This is a genomic window from Lamprobacter sp., assembly GCF_034860625.1.
GTDB lineage: Bacteria > Pseudomonadota > Gammaproteobacteria > Chromatiales > Chromatiaceae > Lamprobacter.
Genome location: NZ_JAYESN010000078.1, coordinates 1 through 20,608 on the forward strand (window position 1 = coordinate 1; position 20,608 = coordinate 20,608).

The 20,608-nt window shown below is 63.6% G+C and carries 15 protein-coding genes and 2 pseudogenes; 12 read left to right on the plus strand and 5 right to left on the minus strand.

Annotation, left to right across the window (positions count from 1 at the left end; translation table 11 throughout):
- Positions 1 to 223, plus strand: a pseudogene (locus tag VBE63_RS17595) (hypothetical protein); the annotation flags it as partial.
- Positions 224 to 339: 116 nt separating this feature from the next.
- On the opposite strand, the gene VBE63_RS17600 reads toward VBE63_RS17595, so the two are convergent.
- Positions 340 to 1,479, minus strand: a complete 1,140-nt coding sequence (locus tag VBE63_RS17600) for an ISAzo13 family transposase (protein WP_323684322.1) — start codon at positions 1,477 to 1,479, stop codon at positions 340 to 342.
- A gap of 205 nt (positions 1,480 to 1,684) precedes the next feature.
- On the opposite strand from VBE63_RS17600, the gene brxF reads away from it, so the two are divergent.
- The 9 genes from brxF to VBE63_RS17645 all read left to right on the plus strand — a co-directional run bounded on the left by brxF (position 1,685) and on the right by VBE63_RS17645 (position 16,735).
- A complete protein-coding gene (gene brxF, locus VBE63_RS17605; protein WP_323684323.1) occupies positions 1,685 to 2,203 on the plus strand; it encodes a BREX-3 system P-loop-containing protein BrxF in 519 nt (172 codons plus the stop codon).
- Complete coding sequence (locus VBE63_RS17610) at positions 2,200 to 5,913, plus strand: DUF6079 family protein (RefSeq protein WP_323684324.1); 3,714 nt, start codon at positions 2,200 to 2,202, stop codon at positions 5,911 to 5,913. Before brxF ends, VBE63_RS17610 begins: the two co-directional genes overlap by 4 nt.
- 29 nt (positions 5,914 to 5,942) lie before the next feature.
- Complete coding sequence (locus tag VBE63_RS17615; protein ID WP_323684325.1) at positions 5,943 to 7,742, plus strand: Fic family protein; 1,800 nt, start codon at positions 5,943 to 5,945, stop codon at positions 7,740 to 7,742.
- Positions 7,739 to 10,525 (plus strand): DNA methyltransferase, encoded by a 2,787-nt coding sequence (locus tag VBE63_RS17620; protein WP_323684326.1) that lies wholly within the window; start codon positions 7,739 to 7,741, stop codon positions 10,523 to 10,525. The genes VBE63_RS17615 and VBE63_RS17620 overlap by 4 nt, the downstream gene beginning before the upstream one ends.
- A 20-nt stretch (positions 10,526 to 10,545) precedes the next feature.
- Positions 10,546 to 10,740 carry a type II toxin-antitoxin system HicA family toxin gene (locus VBE63_RS17625; protein WP_322829437.1) on the plus strand — a complete coding sequence of 65 codons (195 nt, stop codon included), beginning with the start codon at positions 10,546 to 10,548 and terminating at the stop codon, positions 10,738 to 10,740.
- Complete coding sequence (locus tag VBE63_RS17630; RefSeq protein ID WP_323684327.1) at positions 10,737 to 10,976, plus strand: hypothetical protein; 240 nt, start codon at positions 10,737 to 10,739, stop codon at positions 10,974 to 10,976. Before VBE63_RS17625 ends, VBE63_RS17630 begins: the two co-directional genes overlap by 4 nt.
- A gap of 121 nt (positions 10,977 to 11,097) precedes the next feature.
- Entirely contained in the window at positions 11,098 to 13,941 is a 2,844-nt protein-coding gene (locus VBE63_RS17635; RefSeq protein ID WP_323684328.1) for a DEAD/DEAH box helicase, read from the plus strand.
- Positions 13,938 to 15,968: a BREX-3 system phosphatase PglZ gene (gene pglZ, locus VBE63_RS17640; RefSeq protein WP_323684329.1), complete on the plus strand. Its 2,031-nt coding sequence runs from the start codon at positions 13,938 to 13,940 to the stop codon at positions 15,966 to 15,968. The genes VBE63_RS17635 and pglZ overlap by 4 nt, the downstream gene beginning before the upstream one ends.
- Entirely contained in the window at positions 15,965 to 16,735 is a 771-nt protein-coding gene (locus VBE63_RS17645; RefSeq protein WP_323684330.1) for a hypothetical protein, read from the plus strand. Before pglZ ends, VBE63_RS17645 begins: the two co-directional genes overlap by 4 nt.
- A gap of 72 nt (positions 16,736 to 16,807) precedes the next feature.
- On the opposite strand, the gene VBE63_RS17650 is transcribed toward VBE63_RS17645, so the two are convergent.
- Entirely contained in the window at positions 16,808 to 17,110 is a 303-nt protein-coding gene (locus VBE63_RS17650; protein ID WP_323684331.1) for a hypothetical protein, read from the minus strand.
- A 345-nt stretch (positions 17,111 to 17,455) separates the two neighbouring features.
- Between VBE63_RS17650 and VBE63_RS17655 the strand changes: the two genes are divergently transcribed.
- Positions 17,456 to 17,845, plus strand: coding sequence for a YchJ family protein (locus VBE63_RS17655; RefSeq protein ID WP_323684332.1), 390 nt, complete (start codon positions 17,456 to 17,458; stop codon positions 17,843 to 17,845).
- Here VBE63_RS17655 and VBE63_RS17660 read toward each other — a convergent pair.
- On the minus strand, positions 17,842 to 18,000 hold the full coding sequence (locus VBE63_RS17660) for a hypothetical protein (RefSeq protein ID WP_323684333.1): 159 nt from the start codon (positions 17,998 to 18,000) through the stop codon (positions 17,842 to 17,844). The two genes, VBE63_RS17655 and VBE63_RS17660, sit on opposite strands and share 4 nt — an antisense overlap.
- Before the next feature lie 104 nt (positions 18,001 to 18,104).
- Here VBE63_RS17660 and VBE63_RS17665 point away from each other — a divergent pair, with 104 nt between their 5' ends.
- Positions 18,105 to 19,115 (plus strand): aldo/keto reductase, encoded by a 1,011-nt coding sequence (locus VBE63_RS17665; protein WP_323684334.1) that lies wholly within the window; start codon positions 18,105 to 18,107, stop codon positions 19,113 to 19,115.
- A 108-nt stretch (positions 19,116 to 19,223) separates the two neighbouring features.
- Here the strand turns inward: VBE63_RS17665 and VBE63_RS17670 are convergent, their stop codons facing one another.
- Together VBE63_RS17670 and VBE63_RS17675 are read right to left on the minus strand one after the other, a co-directional pair.
- Entirely contained in the window at positions 19,224 to 19,886 is a 663-nt protein-coding gene (locus tag VBE63_RS17670; protein ID WP_323684335.1) for a DUF4400 domain-containing protein, read from the minus strand.
- Between the two features lie 238 nt (positions 19,887 to 20,124).
- Positions 20,125 to 20,608, minus strand: a pseudogene (locus tag VBE63_RS17675) (TraM recognition domain-containing protein); the annotation flags it as partial.

Genomic DNA, 20,608 nt, shown 5'->3' on the forward strand with positions numbered 1-20,608 from the left:
CGAGGCCCTGACCAACCAGCCGGCGCGCGCGGCAGCAGGCTTCGACCTGGATCAGTCGATCGCCGAGGGCAAGGTCGACTTCGGTCAAGGCCGGCTGATCGATCTGGAACTGCGCGTGCGCGGCTATCTGGTGTCTTTGCTTAGTAAGTGTCCATTAACTACTTCCCGATTTATTGTCCCAACCGTTAGTAAAAACTATGCACTTTCAGTGCAAGACTTTTAGTAATGTCTTCCCCAGGAAGCTCTCGAATCAAAATTCAGCATCGCGTAGCGATTCCTTATATCATCTTTAGTCCGCAGTTCAGTCTGCGGACAAGGACTTTCAGTCCGCAACCCATACTATGGACTTACAGTCCATAGTGATTGATTTGGCCTGATTGTGTAGTTCAGGTTGGGGCAGAGCCGTCGCCGCCGGATGTTCAGTGTCGCCATTTCTCGCGTGCTGACCTTGATGCCTTTGGCATAGGCCGTTGTGTCGAGGACGGCCTTGACCTCGAGCCCCTTAGCCGTGGTTGTCCCACGGATGAATGCCAGCATGGTGTCGAGCGAGCGCAGCGGATGTCCAGCCCAGTTACGGCTGATTTGGCTGAAGACACGGTGTTCGATGGGGTTCCATTTGGAGGCTCCCGTGGGATAGTGGCAAACGGTGATACTCAGAGCGGTGTCATTGGCGAGGTGGTGCAGCTCGCGCTTCCACAGGCGTGGCCGATGCCCGTTGCAGCCGCCTGCATCGGCTTCGATGAACAGGTGGTGGGCCTTGGGATAGCGCGCTCGACCCAGCTGTTCCCACCACTGGCGAATCGAGGCCACAGCAAACTGCGCCGTTGTGGCGTGGGTGCCGACGCTGACCAGCGCTTGGTTCGCCTGTTCATCGTAGACCCCATAGGGGGTCGCTCGACAGTGGGCATCGCTGGGGAAATCATAGGTGTTGACCACATCGGCACGGCGGCAATAGCGGGCGCCAGCATTCTTGAATCGACCAATCAGCTCGGATTTCTTGGCGTCCACGCTGATGGTTGGCTGATCGTGACGGCGAAACTGCGCCTTGAGACGCTGGATAAACCGATACTGCTGGTCGCGCTGCGGGTGCGCTTTGCCGATTAGGCGTTTGACATTGGTCTTGAGCGAATAGCCCAGCGGCTTGAGCAAACGCCCGACCGTGGTGGCACAGCCACGCCCAAGACGTGTGGCGAGTGTGAGTAAGCTGCTGCGGGTGTACTGGGCGTGACCTTCGGGATCACCCCCGGTGTCGGGCTCAACCAGCCCAAGCAGGTCCGCCTCAAGGTGCGGATCCTTTTTTTTAAGGGGGCGCCCTCCACCCTCGCGACGAATGCGATCACGCGGATAGTCCGACAACCCCGCTTCAACGTCCAGGCGACCTTGGCGCACCGTCTTCGGGTCCAAACCGCTGACCTGCGCCACCCACTTCGTTCCACCGTAACCTGAATACGGGGGCATCAGACTAAGCTGGATAGACATGGGGCATGGCGTATACTGCTAATTTGTCTCAGACATACGACAGATGCCAACCGGAGCCAGAAGCATTCATCGCGGCGCGCGCCAAGCAGCCCTTACTAAGCGCGACCTTGGACAGATGACACTGCCCTGAAAGCGGACGCGTTCGTGCGACCGGATCGTTGAAGTGGCCGCTCTAGGTCGCAGCAGGCCAAGGAGTCGACAGGTTTTGTCTCTTCCAATTTCTTCCAACATCGAACGCCAGATCGAGCAGGCATCTCAGCTCTATCACCGACTGGTGCTCGTCGTCGGAGCCCACCACACCGGCAAGACCAGAGCGCTGCAGGCGCTCGCAGCCAAGCATGACTGGCCAATCCTCAGCGTCAATCTGGCCCTGGCGGAGCGACTGCTCGAGCTAACCGTCCGTCAGCGTGCCCTTCGAGTTGCGCGGATACTGAGCGATCTGCTGGCCGAGCAGACTGGCGATGTGGTTCTGCTTGACAATCTCGAGATGCTCTTCCATCCCGATCTGGAACAGGATCCATTACGCCTGCTCCAGAGCCTCTCGCGCAATCGCACCATCGTCGCGACCTGGCGCGGCTTCTACGACGGCCGCGCACTCGTCTATGCGACCCCTGATCACCCCGAATATCGCCGTTTCGAAGATCCCCAAGCCGTGATCGTTCGGGCGCAAACGAACGATCCAGTGAACGGGACTCCCTCTACGGTCATGGAAACCTCGGAATGAACTACGACGATCTCATCCAATTCGACCCCATCGAATCCGTCGTTCAACTGCGCGAGGCCGACCGCGCAGACGATGCGCGACGGCTCGTCGAGACCTTCGTCATCTCCGAGCGCATGGGCGATCAGCTGACCGAGCTGGTCTTCTCCCAGCTCCAGTTTGAGAAGCCAGCGGACAACAAGGGACTGCTGATCGTCGGCAACTACGGCACCGGCAAGTCGCATCTACAGGCCGTGATCTCGGCAGTTGCCGAGCATGAGGCGTTGGCAAGCGCGATGACCAACCCAAAGGTGGCGGACAAAGCCGCCACGATTGCGGGGCGGTTCGTCGTCATCCGCGCCGAGATCAACTCGGCCATGCCGCTGCGGCAGTTCGTCATGGAGACGCTCCAGGATCAGCTCGCCGAGCGCGGGATCGACTTCGAGGTTCCCGCTGAGGAGGACATCAAGAACCACAAGGACGTCTTCGCCGGCATGATGGCCGCGTTCACGGTTCAGTTTCCACATCAGGGTCTGCTCTTCGTCCTCGACGAGCTGCTCGATTATCTGCGCGCGAACGACGAGCAGGCGCTGATGCGCAACCTGAATTTTCTCAGAGCGGTCGGCGAGTTCTGCAAAGGCTCACGCTTTCGCTTCATCGCCGGTGTGCAGGAGAGCCTCTTCGACAACCCGCGCTTCCAGTTCGCCGCGGACAGCTTGCGTCGCGTCAAGGACCGCTTCGAGCAAATGCGCATCGCCCGCGAGGACATCGCCCACGTGGTGGCCGAGCGGCTTTTGAAGAAAGACGCCAAGCAGCGGGCGCTGGTGCGTGAGCATCTCACCCCGTTCGCGCCCCTCTATGGCTCGATGAACGAAAAGATGGACGAGTTCGTCCGTCTCTTTCCGGTGCATCCGGCCTATCTCGACATCTTCGAGCGGGTCTATGTCGCCGAGAAGCGCGAGGTCCTCAAAACCCTGAGTGCCGCGATCCGTCGCAAGCTCGCCGACACCGTCCCGGCCGACGCCCCCGGACTCATCGCCTACGATGCCTACTGGCAGAACCTCAAGGACAACGCATCCTTTCGCTCGATTCCCGAGATCCGCGATGTCATCGAGAAGGCCGATGTCCTCGAGGCGCGAATTCAACAGGCATTCACCCGCCCCCAGTATCGCCCTGCGGCCTTGCGGATCATCCACGCCCTGTCGGTCCATCGGCTGACGACCAGCGACATCTTTGCGCCCATCGGGGCCACGGTCGAAGAGCTGCGCGATGATCTCTGTCTGCTCCTGCCGCTGCCGGAGCGGGATGCCGAGTTCCTCAAGACCACGGTCGAGACGGTCATGACCGAGATCGTCAAGACCGTCAGCGGCCAGTTCCTCTCGTTCAATCGCGAGAACGGCCAGTACTACCTCGATCTGAAGAAGGACATCGACTTCGACTCGCTGATCGCCCGGCGCGCCGATACCCTGAGCGATGAGCAGCTCGATCGGTATTACTTCGACGGTCTACGCCGTGTCGTCCTCGAAGATCCGGACGCGCCCGCCTATGTCGCCGGTTACCGCATCTGGGAGCACGAGCTTCAGTGGCGCGAGCGCCAGGCCGGACGGAGCGGCTATCTCTTTTTCGGCGCCCCGAACGAGCGATCCACCGCGCAGCCGCCGCGCGACTTCTACCTCTATTTCATTCAGCCGTTCAAGCCGCCCTACTTCAAGGACGAGCGCAAGGCGGACGAGGTCTTCCTCCGTCTCACCCAGCGCGACGAGGCCTTCGAGCAAGCCCTTCGACTCTACGCCGGTGCCCGCGAGCAGGCGGCATCCGCCTCCGGCGAGAACAAGAAGACCTACGACGGCCATGCCGCCAAGCACCTGCAAGCCATGCAAGCCTGGCTGGAAGAGAAGCTGACGACGGCCTTCGAGGTGACCTACCAAGGCAAGGCGCAGCACCTGGGCGCCTTGCTCCAGTCGCTCTTCGCGCGCGCCCCCGCGCGGGGCAGCGTGCGCGATTCCATCGACGTCGCCGCCGCGGTCTCGCTCGCGATCCATTTCGAGGACACCGCGCCCGACTACCCGATCTTCAGCATGCCGATCACCCGCGCGAATCGTGCCCAGGCTGCCCAGGATGCGCTGCGCTGGATCGCCGGCAGCGTCAAGAGTAAGCAAGGCGCGGCCGTGCTCGATGCCATGGACATGCTCGACGGCGACCAACTGCGTCCGCGCAAGTCGCGCTACGCCAAGTCCATCATCGAGCAGCTTGGGACCAAGGGCGACGGCCAGGTGCTGAATCGCGCCGAGCTGGTCCGGGAGCAGGCTGGCGTCGAGTACTGGACCCGTTTCCGGCTGGAGCCCGAGCTGCTCGCGGTCGTGCTGGCGGGGCTCGTCCACAGCGGTGATCTGGTCCTGAGCGTCACCGGCAAGAAGATCGACGCCGGCGCCATCGACCAGTTCGCCAAGCTCCCGATCGGGGATCTCGCGGGATTCAAGCACATCGAGCGTCCGCGCGATCTGCCGCTCGGCGCGCTGCAGGAACTCTGCGATCTGTTGGGCGTGCCCAAGGGACTCATCGTCAACTCCGCCAAACGTGATGAGGCCGTCACCCAGATCCAGGGCAAGGTCGCCGAATGGGTCAACAAGGTGGTCACGGCTCAGGCGCAGGTCGCCGAGCTGGTGCTCTGGGGCAAGCCCATCCTGTCCGAGCCCGAGCAGGCCGAATGGCGCCAACACCTAGGCGAGCTGAAGCGCTTCCTCGAATCCCTGCAAGCCTTCAACACCGCCGGCAAGCTCAAGAGCTTTCCGCACGACGCCACGGTGATCCAGGCGCAACAGTCGGGCCTCAAGCGCGTGCGCGAAGTCGAGGAGCTGCTCCAGCTTGTCGCGCAGGTCGGCCCCACGACGGCCTATCTCGGAAAAGCCGAGGCGGTCCTCGAGGCCGGTCATCCCTGGATCGACCGGATGCGCGAGCGTCGCGGTGAGCTGATGGCGAAAATCACCAGTCCCAAGCACCGCGCCGACGCCAGCTTCCAACGCACTCTCGGTCAGGCGCTTGCCGAACTGAAGGCGGCCTACCAGCACGTCTATCTCGACAGTCACAAGCAGTTGCGTCTCGGCGCGACCGACAATGAGCGCCAGAGCCGTCTGATGCAAGACCCACGCCTGAAGCAGCTTCAGCAGCTCGCGACCGTCGAGATGATGCCGGCCCAGCAGCTGCGCGACGTCCAGAACGCGCTCTTCGGCCTCAAGACCTGTTTCAGTCTCACCAAACAGGATCTGGACACCGATCCGGTCTGCCCGCACTGCCACTACCGTCCGGTCGAGGAGCCGTTTTTGGGGACGCGGGCGGCCGAGCGAATCGCCGATCTTGATACCGCGCTCGACGGCCTGATCCAGAGCTGGACCACGACCCTGCTGACGAATCTGCAAGACCCAACCGTCGCCAACGACATCGAGCTGGCCAGCACCCCAGAGGGGCGCGCTGCCGTGCAGTCCTTCCTGGCGGACGGCCAACTGCCCGACCCCATCAGTCCGGCCTTCGTGAAGGCGCTTCAGGAGATTCTGAGCGGCCTCGAGCGCGTCCTCCTCACGGAGAACCGGTTGCACGCGGCACTGGTGGAGGGCGGCCTGCCCTGCACGGTGGCGGAGCTCAAGGAGCGTTTCGACGGATTCGTCGCCGGGATCACCAAGGGGAAGGACCTGTCCAGGGTGCGCGTGGTCATCGAGAAGACGACGGGGAAAGCCTGAGACAATTCGGTGCCTGAGACAAGTTTGTAATGGACACCCTGGATCGCGAAACCCTGCTCGAGCGTCTGCGTGGTATCGAGTGGGACGACTTTGAGGTGAAGAGGGCCGCCGGCGGCGTGCCCAAGGATGCCTATACCACGGTCTCCGCCTTCGCCAACACCGCCGGCGGCTGGATCGTCTTCGGCGTCAAGGAGGTCAAGCGGCGCTTCGAGATCGTCGGCGTCGACGACCCTGACGGGATGCAGAACGACTTCCTCGGCGGCTGCCGCAGCACCGAGAAGTTCTCGCGCCCGGTCGAGGTCCGCCCGCACCACTTCGTCATCGACGGCCATACCGTGCTGGCCTTCTACGTCGCACCCTCGCGACGCTTTGACAAACCCATCCGGGTCCGCGTCGACAAGGCCTGGTACGCCTATATCCGCGTCGCGGCTCGCGATCATAAATGCACGGCCGAAGAGGAGGCACGCTTTCTACGCGATGCGTCGAGCGAGACCTTCGACGTGCAGTCGCTGCCCGAGGCAACCTTGGAGGATCTCGACGCGGCGAGCCTGCGCTGGGTGCGCGCCCTCTATCGCGAGCGTCATCCGGACCGGCCGCTCGCCGAGCTGAGCGACACTGACTTCCTCGACGAGCTCGGGCTGATGCGCAGCGGCCAGCTTACCCATGCCGCGGCCCTGCTTTTTGGTCGCCCGAAGCTCACCGCGCGTCTCAAGCCCGGCGGTCTCGTCGATTTCCGGCTCATCCGACAGCCCTGGTCAGAGGAAGCGCCCGCCCATCGCTTCGATGACCGCGTGCTCTGCGAAGGCAACATCATCGAAGGCCTGCGGACCCTGATCGGCCGTTTCCTGGATCTGGTGCCCAATCCCTTCGCGCTCGATCCCAGCACGCTCCAGCGCGAGGCCCATCCGCCAGAATACCCCGCCCTCCGCGAGTCGCTCGTCAACCTGCTGATCCATCAAGACTACTCTGACCCGCATCGCACCGCGCGCGTGCTCTGGTATAGCGACCGCACCCTGTTCGATAACCCCGGCGACTCCTTCGTGTCGCTGCCGGAGATGCTCGATGGCGGCGCAAGCGATCTGCGCAATCCCAGGCTCGCGCGTCTCATGCGCCAGATCGGATTTGCCGAGCAGGCCGGAACCGGGCTACCAACCATCGTGCGAATTTGGAGACAGGTCGAGCGAACGTCGCCCGCAGTAGTCAACGACCCCGGTCGCAAGACCTATCAACTCATTCTGAGCTGGGAGCGCGTCCCGAAGCGCGAGGACGCCTTCTGGAAGACACAGCTCGGCGCGAGCGTCTCGCCGGACGAGGCGCGCATCCTCGACTGGCTGCGGCGCGTCGGCCCGACCGACCGTGCCTCGGCACGGATGGCGACTGGCGCTTCCGCGCGCGAGACTCGGAAAATGGTCGAGCACTTGCTCGATAACAGCCTGATCGAAACGGTGGACGACTCCTCCCGCTATGTGCGGATCGCGCCGCACATCATCGAGATCTTGGATGCCAGCGCAGGCCCGCATCCGTCCGAACCAGCCGACGAGCAGGCGACCCCACCAGTCACCCAACCAGTCACCCAACCAGTGGACCTACCAGTTGTCGCACTTCTTCGTCTACTGGCTGAGCGCAGCCCCTTAGGCGCTCAGGCGATCCGCGAAGGACTGACGTTGAAGGACCGCGCCCATGTGCGCGAGACCTACATCAATCCCGCGCTGACCGCACGACTGATCGAGATGACCATCCCCGACAAGCCTCACAGTTCGCAGCAGAAATATCGCCTCACCGACGCAGGCCGCACCCTGCTCGCGTCCTTGCCCGGAGACGACGCATGACCACCCACCTCGCCCAGGATCCTCAAGCCAAGCTGGCCCTGAATGACGCGACGCAGACCGAGAGCGGCCCGGTCGAGTGTCTGGGGATGACCTTCGAGAATGAGGCGGCGCGGCGGGCCTATTTCCTGGAACGGCTACGCGAAAAGCTCCAGGATCCAGAGTTCAGACAGACGCCGGGATTTCCGAAGGGCGATGACGAGGCCATTCTGCGGATGTCCGACCCGCCCTATTACACGGCCTGCCCCAATCCCTTTCTCGCCGACTTCGTGCGCCTCCACGGCAAGCCCTACGATCCGGACGCGCACTACGAGCGCGAGCCCTTCGCGGTCGATGTGAGCGTCGGCAAGACCGATCAGCTCTACAAGGCGCACGGCTACCACACCAAGGTGCCGCATCTCGCCATCGTTCCCTCGATCCTGCACTACACCCGCCCCGGCGATCTGGTGCTCGACGGCTTCTGCGGCTCGGGCATGACCGGACTGGCTGCTCAGTGGTGCGGCACGGCCCCCGCCGCTTATCGCCAGAAGCTGGCGGCCGAGTGGCAGGAAGCGGGTCATCCGGCCCCCGAATGGGGCGCGCGGAGGGTCATCCTCAATGACCTGGGGCCGGCGGCCAGCTTCATCGCGGCTGGCTACAACCTGCCCTTCGATGTGAAGCGCTTCGAGCAAGAGGCCAAGCGCATCTTGGACGAGGCCGAGGCGGAGCTGGGCTGGATGTACGAGGTCTTGCATACCGACAGCAAGACCACGGGGCGCATCAACTATACGGTTTGGAGCGAGGTGTTTTCCTGTCCGGAGTGTGCGGGCGAGGTGAATTTTCTTGAAGAGGCGTTGGACAAGGAAACCAGCAAGACGCGGAGCGAGTTTCCTTGTCCGCGCTGTGGGGTCGAGCTGAACAAAGACCGGCTCGAGCGCACCTTCGAGACGCGCATCGACCCCATCACGGGCGAGACCTGGAAGCGCATCGTGCTCCGCCCGGTCTTGGTGAACTACAACATTGGCTCGGCGATGCATAGCCGGCCGATTTCAGATGCGGATTTGGAGGTGCTTGATCGCATCGACCATCTCAACTATCCCCAAGAGATGCCGAGTACCCCCTTCCCAATCGCTGACATGTATCACGGCTCGCGACTCGAGCCGAAGGGATTCAGCCGCGCGCACCATCTGTTTCTCCCCCGAGCCGCTCACGCGCTCGCGGCGCTCTGGCGCAAGGCAAATGCGATCAGCGACGAATCGGCGCGACGCATGGTCGTGTGGTTCGTGGAGCAGGCGATTTGGGGGATGTCAGTGCTTGCTCGATATGCTCCAACGCACTACTCACAAGTCAATCAATACCTAAACGGCGTCTATTACGTTGGCTCGCAGATCGTGGATGTAAGCCCTTGGTACATCCTCTACGATCAAGGAAAGCGAACGTCCAAGCTACCGAGGCTCTTGAAGTCTTTCACGCCGATGCCCTCAAGCGCAGGCTCGGCAATGCTCCAAGCCGGAGACTGCTCGTCAGTCCCGATCCATGACCAATCCATCGACTACATCTTCACCGACCCACCCTTCGGCGAGAACATCTACTACGCCGACCTGAATTTCCTGGTCGAATCCTGGCATGGTGTGCTGACCAATCCGACCGACGAGGCCATCGTCGACCAGGCCAAGAAGAAGGGCATCCTGGACTACCAGGAGCTGATGCGCCGCTGCTTCGCGGAGTATCACCGCCTGCTCAAGCCCGGCCGCTGGATGACCGTGGTCTTCAGCAACTCCAGCAACGCGATCTGGCGCGCCATCCAGGAGGCGATTGGCGTCGCCGGTTTCGTCGTCGCCGATGTCCGCACCCTCGACAAGCAACAAGGCTCCTACCGCCAGGTCACCAGCTCGGCGGTCAAGCAGGATCTGGTCATCTCCGCTTACAAGCCCACCGAGGCGCTCGCGCAGCGCTTCGAGCTGGGCCAAGCCACACCCGAGGCCGCCTGGGCCTTCGTCAAGGAGCACCTCGGCAATGTCTCCATCGACGCAGTCGTGGAACGAACGGCCCAACGGCTGCTCGACCGGATGACGGCCTTCCATGTGCAGCGGGGGCTGAGCGTCCCCATCTCCGGCCCCGACTTCATTCGCGGGCTCGCGCAACGCTTCCCCGAGCGCGACGGCCTGTATTTACTCTCCGAACAGGCGGCCGAGTATGATCGCAAACGCACCACCGCCAGAGAGCTGCGCCAGCTCAGCCTCTTCGTCAGCGACGAGGCCAGTGCGATTCAATGGGTGCGCCAACAGCTCCAGGACAAGCCGCAGAGCTTCCAGGATCTCCAGCCTCAGTTTATGCGCGAGCTGCAAGCCTGGGCCAAGCACGAGGAAACGGTCGAGCTGAAGATCATCCTCGACCAGAACTTCCTGCACTACGACGGCCGCGGCCCCGTCCCAACTCAGATCCACAGCTATCTGTCGTCGAACTTCAAGGATCTCCGCAATCTCGACAAGGAGGATCCCCAGCTCATCGCCAAGGCCCGCGACCGCTGGTACGTCCCCGATCCCAACAAGCAAGCCGATCTTGCGCAACTGCGCGAGCGCGCGCTGCTCAAGGAGTTCGAGGAGTACAAGGCCAGCACCCAGCGCAAGCTCACACTCTTCCGGACCGACGCCGTCCGCGCCGGCTTCAAGGCCTGCTGGCAGGAGCGCGACTATGCCACCATCGTCAGAATCGGCGACAAGCTGCCCGGAACCGTCCTGCTCGAGGACGAGCAGCTACCCTTCTATTACGACAATGCGCGCACGCGCATCGGCAGCGACGGTTAGGCAGGCGAGGTCAGGGAACGATGCCTCGGAAAATTCGAGAACTGCTGCGGGATCTTGAACGCGCTGGATTCATCAATCGCGGCGGGAAAGGCAGTCATCGGAATCTCGAGCATACATCCGGGGCTCGCATCACGCTTTCCGGCAAGCTCGGCGACGACGCCAAGCCTTACCAAGAACGTGAAGTCCAGAAAAAGATCGAGGAGGCCAAGCGATGAATGATAGTGCCAAGTACCTGAAAATCGTCGAATGGTCGGATGAAGATCAATGCTTTGTCGGCCAATGTCCTGGCGTGATTGGCCCCTGCTGTCATGGCGACGATGAAAAGCAGGTCTATGCAGCGCTCTGTGAAATCGTCGATGAGTGGCTGACGTTATGGAAACAGGAAGGAAAGTCCTTACCGCCACCGACTTACCACCGAGATGTCGCGGAGTACTTATCCAAAGTCGCCTGATGACGACATCATTTCTGCATCTCGATTTCAACGCGTGAATCCGAAAGGCCGACCAACGCCTTGTCCAACTTGCTGGAACAAGCTTTTAAGGATTGATCCGCGACGCAAGGCCGCCCGCCCCATGAATATTGCCCCTGGCGATTGGTCTTACAGCCTCGACCACGATGAGCCGTGCCGGATCATCGCGATCGACGCCCTTTGGGGCGAACGTAGCGCCCAGGTCTGGCTCGCCCGCCGCGATGCCATCGTCCGTCTGTCTTTGAGTCGACTCCGCCCGTTGGCGGATACGTCGCCGCCCTCGCTGGATCACCTCTGCTATGTCAGCGCCGCCGCGCGCATCCTTGACGCACTGGAGCGCGATGTCCTGATGGCGCCGCTGGAAGGCTCGGTCATCCCCCTGCCCCATCAACTGCATGCCCTCCAACGCGCCATCTTGGGCGATCGCGTCCGCTATCTGCTCGCCGACGAGGTCGGGCTCGGCAAGACCATCGAGGCCGGCCTCGTACTGCGCGAGCTAAAGGTGCGTGGACTGGTGCGGCGTGTCCTGGTCATCGCCCCGGCCGGTCTGACGAGTCAGTGGGTCAGCGAGATGCGGACCCATTTCAACGAGGATTTCCGTCTCGTCCAGCCCGGGCACTTCTCGGCCTGGCGCCAGTTGGCCGGGGTCGACGAGACCGAAAACCTCTGGCGCCTGCACGATCAGATCGTCTGCCCGCTCGATTCGGTCAAGCCATTGGACACGCGTCGCGGCTGGTCGCGCGAGCAAATCGTCGCCTATAACCGCGAGCGCTTCGAGGATCTGGTCTCGGCCGGCTGGGATCTGGTCGTCATCGACGAGGCCCATCGGCTTGGCGGCAGCTCCGAGCAGGTCGCACGCTTTCGGCTTGGCGAGGCGCTCGCCCAGGCATCACCCTATCTGTTGCTGCTCTCGGCCACGCCACATCAGGGCAAGACCGATGCCTTCCGTCGGCTGATCGGGTTTCTGGATGCCGACGCGCTGCCCGACGATGCCTCGGTCAAGCGCGAGAACGTCGCCCCTTATGTGATCCGCACCGAGAAGCGCCGGGCGATCGACGCCGAGGGTCAGCCGCTGTTCAAGCCACGCCTGACGCAAATCGTACCCGTCGCCTGGGACGATCAGCGCCGCGAGCAGCGTCTGCTGTACGAGGCGGTCACCGACTATGTGCGGGATGGCTACAACCGCGCCCTGGCCGATAAGAAGACCGCGGTGGGCTTCCTCATGATCCTGATGCAGCGGCTCGTGACATCGAGCACGGCAGCCATCCGCAACGCCTTGGAGCGACGGCTCGCGGTGCTGGAGCAGCCCATGGGTCAACTGTCGCTGTTCGAGGAGGATGTGGGCGACGACTGGGTGGATCTCGATGGGCAGGAGCAGATGGAAGCACTACTCAACTCCCGTCTCAAGGGGCTGAAGAACGAGCGCGCCGAGGTCGAGCTGCTGCTCTCGGCCGCCCGTCGCTGCGAGGCCCGCACCCCGGACGGCAAGGCCGAGGCCCTGCTCGCCTGGATCCAGCGCCTGCAGCGCGAGGAGAGCGACCCGGCCATCAAGATCCTGGTCTTCACCGAGTTCGTGCCGACCCAGCGCATGCTCGCTGACTTCCTGACCCAGCGCGGCTATCCGGTCACAACCCTGAACGGCTCCATGGACCTGGAGACCCGCAAGGGCGTGCAGCAGGCGTTCGCGGGCGAGGCCCAGATCCTGATCTCGACCGATGCCGGCGGCGAGGGTCTGAATCTCCAGTTCTGCCATGTGGTCGTGAACTATGACCTGCCCTGGAACCCGATGAAGCTCGAGCAGCGCATCGGCCGGGTCGACCGCATCGGCCAGAAGCACGTCGTGCGCGCGCTCAATCTCGCGCTGGAAGACACGGTGGAGCTGCGGGTGCGCGAGGTGCTGGAGGAGAAGCTTCAACGCATCCTGGACGAGTTCGGGGTCGACAAGCTCTCCGATGTCCTCGACTCCGAGGAAGGCGACCTCGATTTCGAGCAGCTCTATGTCGGCGCCGTACTGTCGCCGGCCGAGGCCGAGGTGCGTGCCGAAGCGCTGGCTGAAGCGATCCGCGCCCGCGCCAACGCGGTCCGCGATGCCGCGGGTCTCTATGCGGTCAGCGAGCCGCTCGACCCGTCCGCCGCGCAGCAGGTCGCCGAGCACCAGATGCCCTTCTGGACCGAGCGGATGACCCTGTCCTGGCTGCGCGGCCACGTCGATCAGGGTGCCCGCGTCCAGACGCAGGGAAGGGAGCGCCTTGTTCCGACCTGGGATCTGACCTGGCCGGATGGCCACCAGAGCACGGCGGTGACCTTCAGTCGCGCCACGGCCGAGGAGATGGGCCTGAATCTCCTCACCATCGAAGACGCTCGCATACGCGGACTGACCACCCGGCTCCCACTCTATACGCCGGGCATGCAGGTGGCCGCGCTGATCGTCCCCGGTGTCTCCGACAAGGTGACGGGCTGGTGGTCACTTTGGCGGATCGGCCTGAAGACCAGCAGCGATCGCGAGCAGCGGGTGCTGCCGCTGTTTGTGTCGCATCAAGGGCAAGCACTCGCCCCGACGGCAAGGGTGATTTGGGACCGCCTCATCGAACTTGCCGATGGAATGCGTCAAAGCCCACGTCCTGTTGCGACAGCGACGGACATCGAGGAAGCCTTCAAGCACTCACGCGCGCTCGCCGAGACGCACGGCGAGGTCCTGTTCCGTGAGCTGGCTCAGCGCCACCAGGAGCGCATTGCTCAAGAGCGTCGCAAGATGGAGTTGGCGTTTGCCGCGCGCGGGCGCGCCCTCGAACGCATCGGCTTGGCGCAGGTGCGAAACCATCGAAGAATGCAGCTGGAGCGCGAGGAAGCCGACTGGCGCGCGGATCTGGCGCGGCGCGGGCAAGCGATGCCTGAGCTGAGCCCGCTGCTGTTCATCGCGGTCATCGCCGCTGAAGGGGCGCCATGAACGACCAACCCGATGGCGATTGGCGCGCCGCCATCCTGCGCCATTTCAGCCCAGCAAGCGCGGCGGCGAGTCGTCTGACCATCGTCAGCGATCCGGACGCCCTGCTAACCGAGCCAGGGGTGGTTCAGCGGTTGGGCGAGCGCGGATTTGCACTCTTCTCGTTCGAGGATCCAGTCGCCTTTCGGTTCGCCTATGAGGGCCGCTTTCGCCGATATTGGGATCGCGGCGAGCCAACGCATCTGGTGGTGGTGCTGCGAGCCGGGCATGGTGATCTCAATCAGATCCCGCATGATTTGCTGGAGGAGGCGCGGATCGGTGGGCGGATCCTGTCCTTCAGTCTGCCCGAGCTCTTTCCGATGCTCGCCCCAGCGGTCGTGGCGGATCTCGATCCCATCCATTTCGACCGGCTCGCGCAGGCGATCGAGCAGGCCAAGCCAGATCCGCTCGGGACCCATGCCACGCGCGACTTCGTGCTGCGTCATGTCTTCGGCATCGCGCCCGAGCTGATCAAGACGCCGGCCGATCTGCTGCGCATGCTGCTGCAGCGTCACTATCGCCCGCGCGCCTTTCCAGCGGGGCTCGACCACCATCTGGTCGAGCAGTTGAAGGTGTTGGGAGGCTGGGACCAGTGGGCGCTCGACCGGATCGTGCCGGGTCCCGAGGAGTTTCTCGTCTTTCTCGGTGAGCGCTGGTCCCATTTCCTGCTGACGCGCGGCGGCGATGCGGTTCACGACCAGCCGTTGCCGACGCCAACCATTCCAGGACCGCTGGAGCTTCCTTTCGATCACGATGACGTGCGTGTCTACGTCGAGCGGCTGTTCACCGAGGAGTTGCTGCCGCCGAGCACAGCCATTCAGCCCCATTCGGTCGAAGGGACCTGGTATCGGGTCGGCGTGGCGGGAGATCGCGCCGAAGATGGTCGCGTGCGACTCGAGCGGCTACTCGACGCACTGACAGCGGATTTGCCGGATTCCGATGCCGATCATCTGACCTGGTCACAGTTTGCCTGGCGCTGGGCCGAGGCACTGAGCCTGCGGTGGCGGATCGACGGCGACGCGGGTGCCGAGCTGGCTGCGCGGATGGACTCGCTCCATGCCGACATCGAGGCGCGCTTCGCGGACTGGATGCAAGCCCGCTACGCCGCGCTCCACAGCCTCCCGCATCTCCCCTGGCCGACGACCCTGGACAAGGTCGTCCGCTACCTGGCCTACCAGCGCAATCAATCGGCCAAGGGCAAGCTCGCCTTGCTGATCGTCGACGGCATGGCGCTCGACCAATGGATCCTGGTCCGTGAGTCGCTGCGGGATCTGGTCTCCCAGGAGTCTCAGGTCTTCGCCTGGGTGCCGACCCTGACGACGGTATCCCGCCAGTCGATCTTCGCGGGCGAGCCACCCTATTTCTATGCGCAATCGATCGGGACCACGCAAAAAGAGCCCCAGCACTGGGCACGGGTGTGGGCCGATCAGGGACTGCGCGGACCGGCGGTCGGTTATTTGTGCCAGAAGAAGGACGAGCCGGATGCGGCTTTCGCCGGCCGCGTCCAGGACGCCGCCGAGCAGCCGCCATGCAAGGTGCTCGGAGTGGTCGTCGGCACGGTCGACCAGATGATGCACGGGACGGTCACTGGCACCGGCGGCTTGCATGCCGCCGTCCGCCATTGGGCCCAGCAGGGCCACCTCCGAGACCTGGCGCGACGTCTCCTCTCGCTCGGGTTCGAAATCTTCCTGACCGCCGATCATGGCAACATCGAAGGCGTTGGCATGGGCAAGCCCAACGTCGGCGCCATTGCAGGCGAGCGCGGTGAACGCGTCCATGTCTTCCCGCATCCGCTCACACGCAACAACGTGCACCAACACTACCCCGAGACCGTTCCATGGCCGGCAACCAGTCTGCCCGATGAGTATCTGCCGTTGCTAGCGACAGGCAGGAACGCCTTCATCCCCGAGGGGAAACGCATCGTCGGACATGGAGGCATCTCACTGGAAGAGGTCATCGTGCCCTTCGTTCAGCTGAAGGAGCCGCAATGAGCCGGCGCTCGACCATCGGCTTCGACCGTCGGATCGATCTCGACTGGCTGGATGCGGCCGCAGCCCAAGCGGTGGCCGGCGCCTCGACCGATGCGCTTCGGGCCGGTCTCTGGACCTTCCTCGATGGCATCGTCAGTGGTGACACATCGAATACGGCACGCGGCAAAACGGTCACGGTCTTGAGCCACATCTGGGGCGCGGTACCGCCATCCGCGATCGGTCTGCGGCAGCGTGCGATCGAGCGGCTCGACAGCTGCACCGCCGAGGAACGCCTCGCCCTGCACTGGGCGATGATGATCGGGACCTATCCCATCTTTTCCGACATCGCCTCAGCGGTTGGACGACTCTTGAAGCTGCAAGGCAGCTTTACCCTGGCGGTCCTGTCGCGTCGCCTCGCCGGTAGCTGGGGCGCGCGTTCCACGCTGCTCCGCGCCGTCCAGCGCATCGTCCGCTCGATGGTCCAGTGGGATGTCCTACAGGACACGCCAACACCGGGGTACTTTACAAGGCCGGCCGACCTAAGGCGGGTTAGTGCGGACGTCGGGCTGATTCTCCTCGAAGCGCTGCTCGTCGACGCCGAGCAAGCATGCTTGCCGCTTGGTCAGTTGCTGACACATCCAGCACTCTTCCCCTTCGAGCTTGCGCTGAATGTGGACCAGGTCCGAGCAGCGACGCAGTTTCGCCTGTACCGTGAGGGGCTCGACTCCGACATCGTGGAGCTCGACTCAGAATCTAGCCATTGCCGTGAATCAGGACATGTTGACTAGGGAGAATCCGAGGAGAAGGAGATGGGAGACTATTCTGGCTTCATCCAAAATCCGCTCGAAGTTGTTCAGCGGTTAAGGAACGATCTTGGAGATCGATACAAACGCGGATTTCCAGTTCTCAAGGAGCTGATCCAAAACGCTGATGATGCGGAGGCCACGCACCTGGTCTTCGCCCTGATTCCAGGGCTTGATGAGGCGCAACACCCACTGCTCCAAGGTGACGCCCTCTGCATCATCAACAATGGCCGCTTCGAGACGAAGCACGACCGGGGCATTCGTAGCTACGGCGCCGACCGTCACGTTTGGCATTGGCCTCGGCACGGCTGTCGCGCGAATCAGCGCAGTCGCGTCGGAGGTGGCGGCCAGGTCATCCACGCGCGGCGGGATTTCTGCTGGAGCAGAGCCCGCCGTCGCAGCTGGCTTCAAGGCTCGGGCTCAGCCTACCTCGAACAGGCGCGTCTCAATCTGCTGCGCGCAAAACGGATGCTGATGGCTGCCGCCGGGCTCGGCGCAACCTCGAACTGCGGTTGGCAATTCACCCCGAACACCGAGTCGGCAAAGCAGCTCCTTCCACCACCGGAAATCATACTGCGCTTGTGCCGATCGGACGTCTGCGGGAAGCTGTTGTCATCTTTCCGAACGGCTTATCGGCGAAGCCCGATCCAGGACTCGATGCGCGCCGAAACCGGTTTATGCCTGCCCACCAAGAGGACCTGAGCCTTGTCGACGCCCTGCCCCTGCGGCTCCGGACACACCCTGGCCGACTGTTGCGGTCCGTTCCTGGCCGGCACCTCAGCACCACCCACCGCCGAAGCCCTGATGCGCTCTCGCTACACGGCCTTCACCCAAGGTGCTGTCGAGTATCTGCGCACCACCTGGCACTCCAGCACACGACCCCATGAGATCGCAGCAGACCCGGCGCCAACCTGGATTGGCCTCAAGATCCTGACCACCAAAGCCGGTGGTCCCGAGGCGACTGAAGGCTGGGTGGAGTTCGTGGCGCGCTACAGGATCGGCAGACGTTCGTTCCGATTGCATGAGCGCAGCCGCTTTGTCCGCGAGGACGGAGTCTGGCGCTATGTCGATGGGGTGTTGGACCCCTTGCGTTAGCGCTGCCCTTTGAGTGCAGCCAGGTTGATGCCGAACACCAGGAGGTTGCGTCGCAGCGTGGCCGGCACGATCTCTTCGACGCCGGCCAGCGCGATGCGATGCCGATGCGTCGCCGAGAGATGGACGCTGCAGACTGAGTGCTCCGCTCGTGACATTGCGACCATCAATCGCGGACAGGAACGACCTGGCGAATCGCCCCATGTTCCGGCGATCGCGCCCCATCCAACCAACCCTGTTTGAACAGCCCCATCGCTTGATCATGCCCCAGCCCACCCCTTCACCGCTGCACCCGCTCATCGATCAACAGCCGCCGAGCGTGCTCGGACTGGGACTCGCCGCGCTCGGTCGTCCTGGTTACATCAACCTCGGCCATGGCGAGGATACCGTCAGCGGTCGCAGTATCGCCGCGATGCGTGAGCGCGCCTTCGCGGTGCTCGATGCCGCTTGGGATGCTGGAATCCGCTATGTCGACACCGCCCGTTCCTATGGTCGTGGCGAGGCCTTCCTCGGCGACTGGCTGCGCTCACGCGAGGTACCAGCCGATGCCCTGACCATCGCCTCGAAGTGGGGCTATACCTACACCGCCGACTGGCGGATCGAGGCCGAGCAGCACGAGGTCAAGGACCATTCGCTCACAGTGCTGCAGCGGCAGTGGCAGGAGACCCAAGCCAACCTCGGCGGCTACCTAGACCTGTATCAGATCCATTCCGCCACCCTGGACAGCGGGGTGCTCGATGATCAGCGCGTGCATGGCGAGCTGGCGCGACTGAAGGCCGCAGGTACGCGCATCGGGCTGACCTTGAGCGGCCCGCGGCAGGCGGTCACTCTGGACAAGGCGCTGGCCCTTGAGGTCGATGGCGTGCGCCTGTTCGATGCCGTACAAGCGACTTGGAACCTGCTCGAGCCCTCAGCCGAGGCCGCGTTGGAAGCGGCCCATCGAGCAGGGCTGGCTGTGATCATCAAAGAAGCGCTGGCCAATGGGCGCCTCACCGAGCGCAATCAGGCGGCAAGCTTCCAGGCCCGGCGGCAGCGACTCGAGACCCTCGCCGCTCGGTTCAAGGCCTCACTCGACGCCGTGGCGTTGGCCGCCGCCCTCGCCCGGCCCTGGGCCTCGGTTGTGCTCAGTGGGGCGGCGACCGAGGCGCAGCTACACTCGAATCTGAACGCTGTCGAGATCCCTTGGGATGCTGAGGCTGAGGCATTGATCGAGCAGCTCGCCGAGGACCCGACGCTCTACTGGCAGACGCGCGCTCAGCTCGCGTGGAATTGACGCGCGGCCTGACGCGTCATCGGCGCGCATGCGTTCGGCCTTACGTAACGCTGCAGTCTTTCAGCCAGTGACAGGTCGATCGGCGGCCTACATGAGGCGGTTCACGCCTCACACCCGCTTCTGCGTTTGCGTGAGCAAGACCGCCAGTGCCGCAGCCGCGATCAGGGCCAGCACCGGGACTGCAAGCGGTGGCACCGGCAGGGGCAACAGCAGCCCGAACCCGATCAGGAAACCCAGCCCAAGCAGCACCCGCACCGCCAACCGATGGGCCAACGGGCTCGGATAGTCGAACCCGGCCAGGCGGATGCGCCGGCGGATCAGTCCGTCACCCACCGCGCCAATCAGGGCAAAGCCGATGAACGGCCACCAAGCGAACAACACGACCAGGCGTTGGATCGCCAGATAGATCGAGAACCAGATCAGATCGAGCCGGGTCTTGACCCAAGGCCAAATCGGCACCGAGGCCAGCGTGTCGAGTTCGGGCGTCTTCTCCACGGCCGCCGCATCCGGCAGCAGCAGGTCATAGCTGGCATCAACCAGCCCCGAGCGCAGGAAGATGGTTCCATACCCGTGCTGCGCGGTGGCAAAGATGGCCGTTGCCGTCTCCTCGCCGAACTGACTCGAGACCCAACGTACCTCTTGATCGCGCATGCGGGTCGACCAGTCGGCCGGGATCAACGCCGAGAGCAGCACGAATTCCATCAGCAGCAGGATGATGGCCACCGTGGTTGCCCAGAGCCAGCTGGCCTTGGTCTGCGACTCAGTCGTCATCGAGCCGCCCGCCTCCTGATCGAGGTTGCGCGGGCTCAGCCTGCGCAACAGGCATGACAGCGCCGCCTCGCTGAGGCTCAGATCCGACTGCGGTCGACAGCGCCGGACCGACGTCCTGAGCGTTGACCACGCTCGCTCTCCTTGAGCGTGAGCCTGGCTGCGTCTGCGTGTCGGTCGCCGGCTTGAGCGCGGGCATGGTGTTGCTGCTCGCCGAGTCCTCATCCGGTAACGCCTCCGGCGCCACCAGGATCGGCAATCGACCCTTGATCGTGCGTCCCCCAGCCAAGCGCCCGATGTACTCGAGATTCGGCAGATGCCCGAGCAAGGCCGGCGGCAGCAGATCACCCTCCTCCTCGATCAGGCGCTCACCGGCATTGCCGCTGTAGAGCAGTGGATTGTCCGACTGGGTACTACTGGCCTGGGTGCGCATCAGCGTCTGTAGGCGGATCTTCGGCAGGCTGTCGGTGATATAGGTTTGGGTCTCGGCATCGAGTACCCGAAGGGCAATCAGGTTGTTCAGGTTCGCCAGCACCTGGGTGGCCTTGTCCTTGCTGCCGGTGCGCGCGGCGAAGTCGGCGAAGCTCTGGGTGGCGACCGTCAGCCGCAGTCCCGCACCACGACCCTTGTTCAACAACTGCACGAAGGGATCGTTCATCACCTCGGCGGCCTCGTCGATGAAGACGCTGACCGGCTTGTTGTTGACGCCATAGTTGTAGCGATCC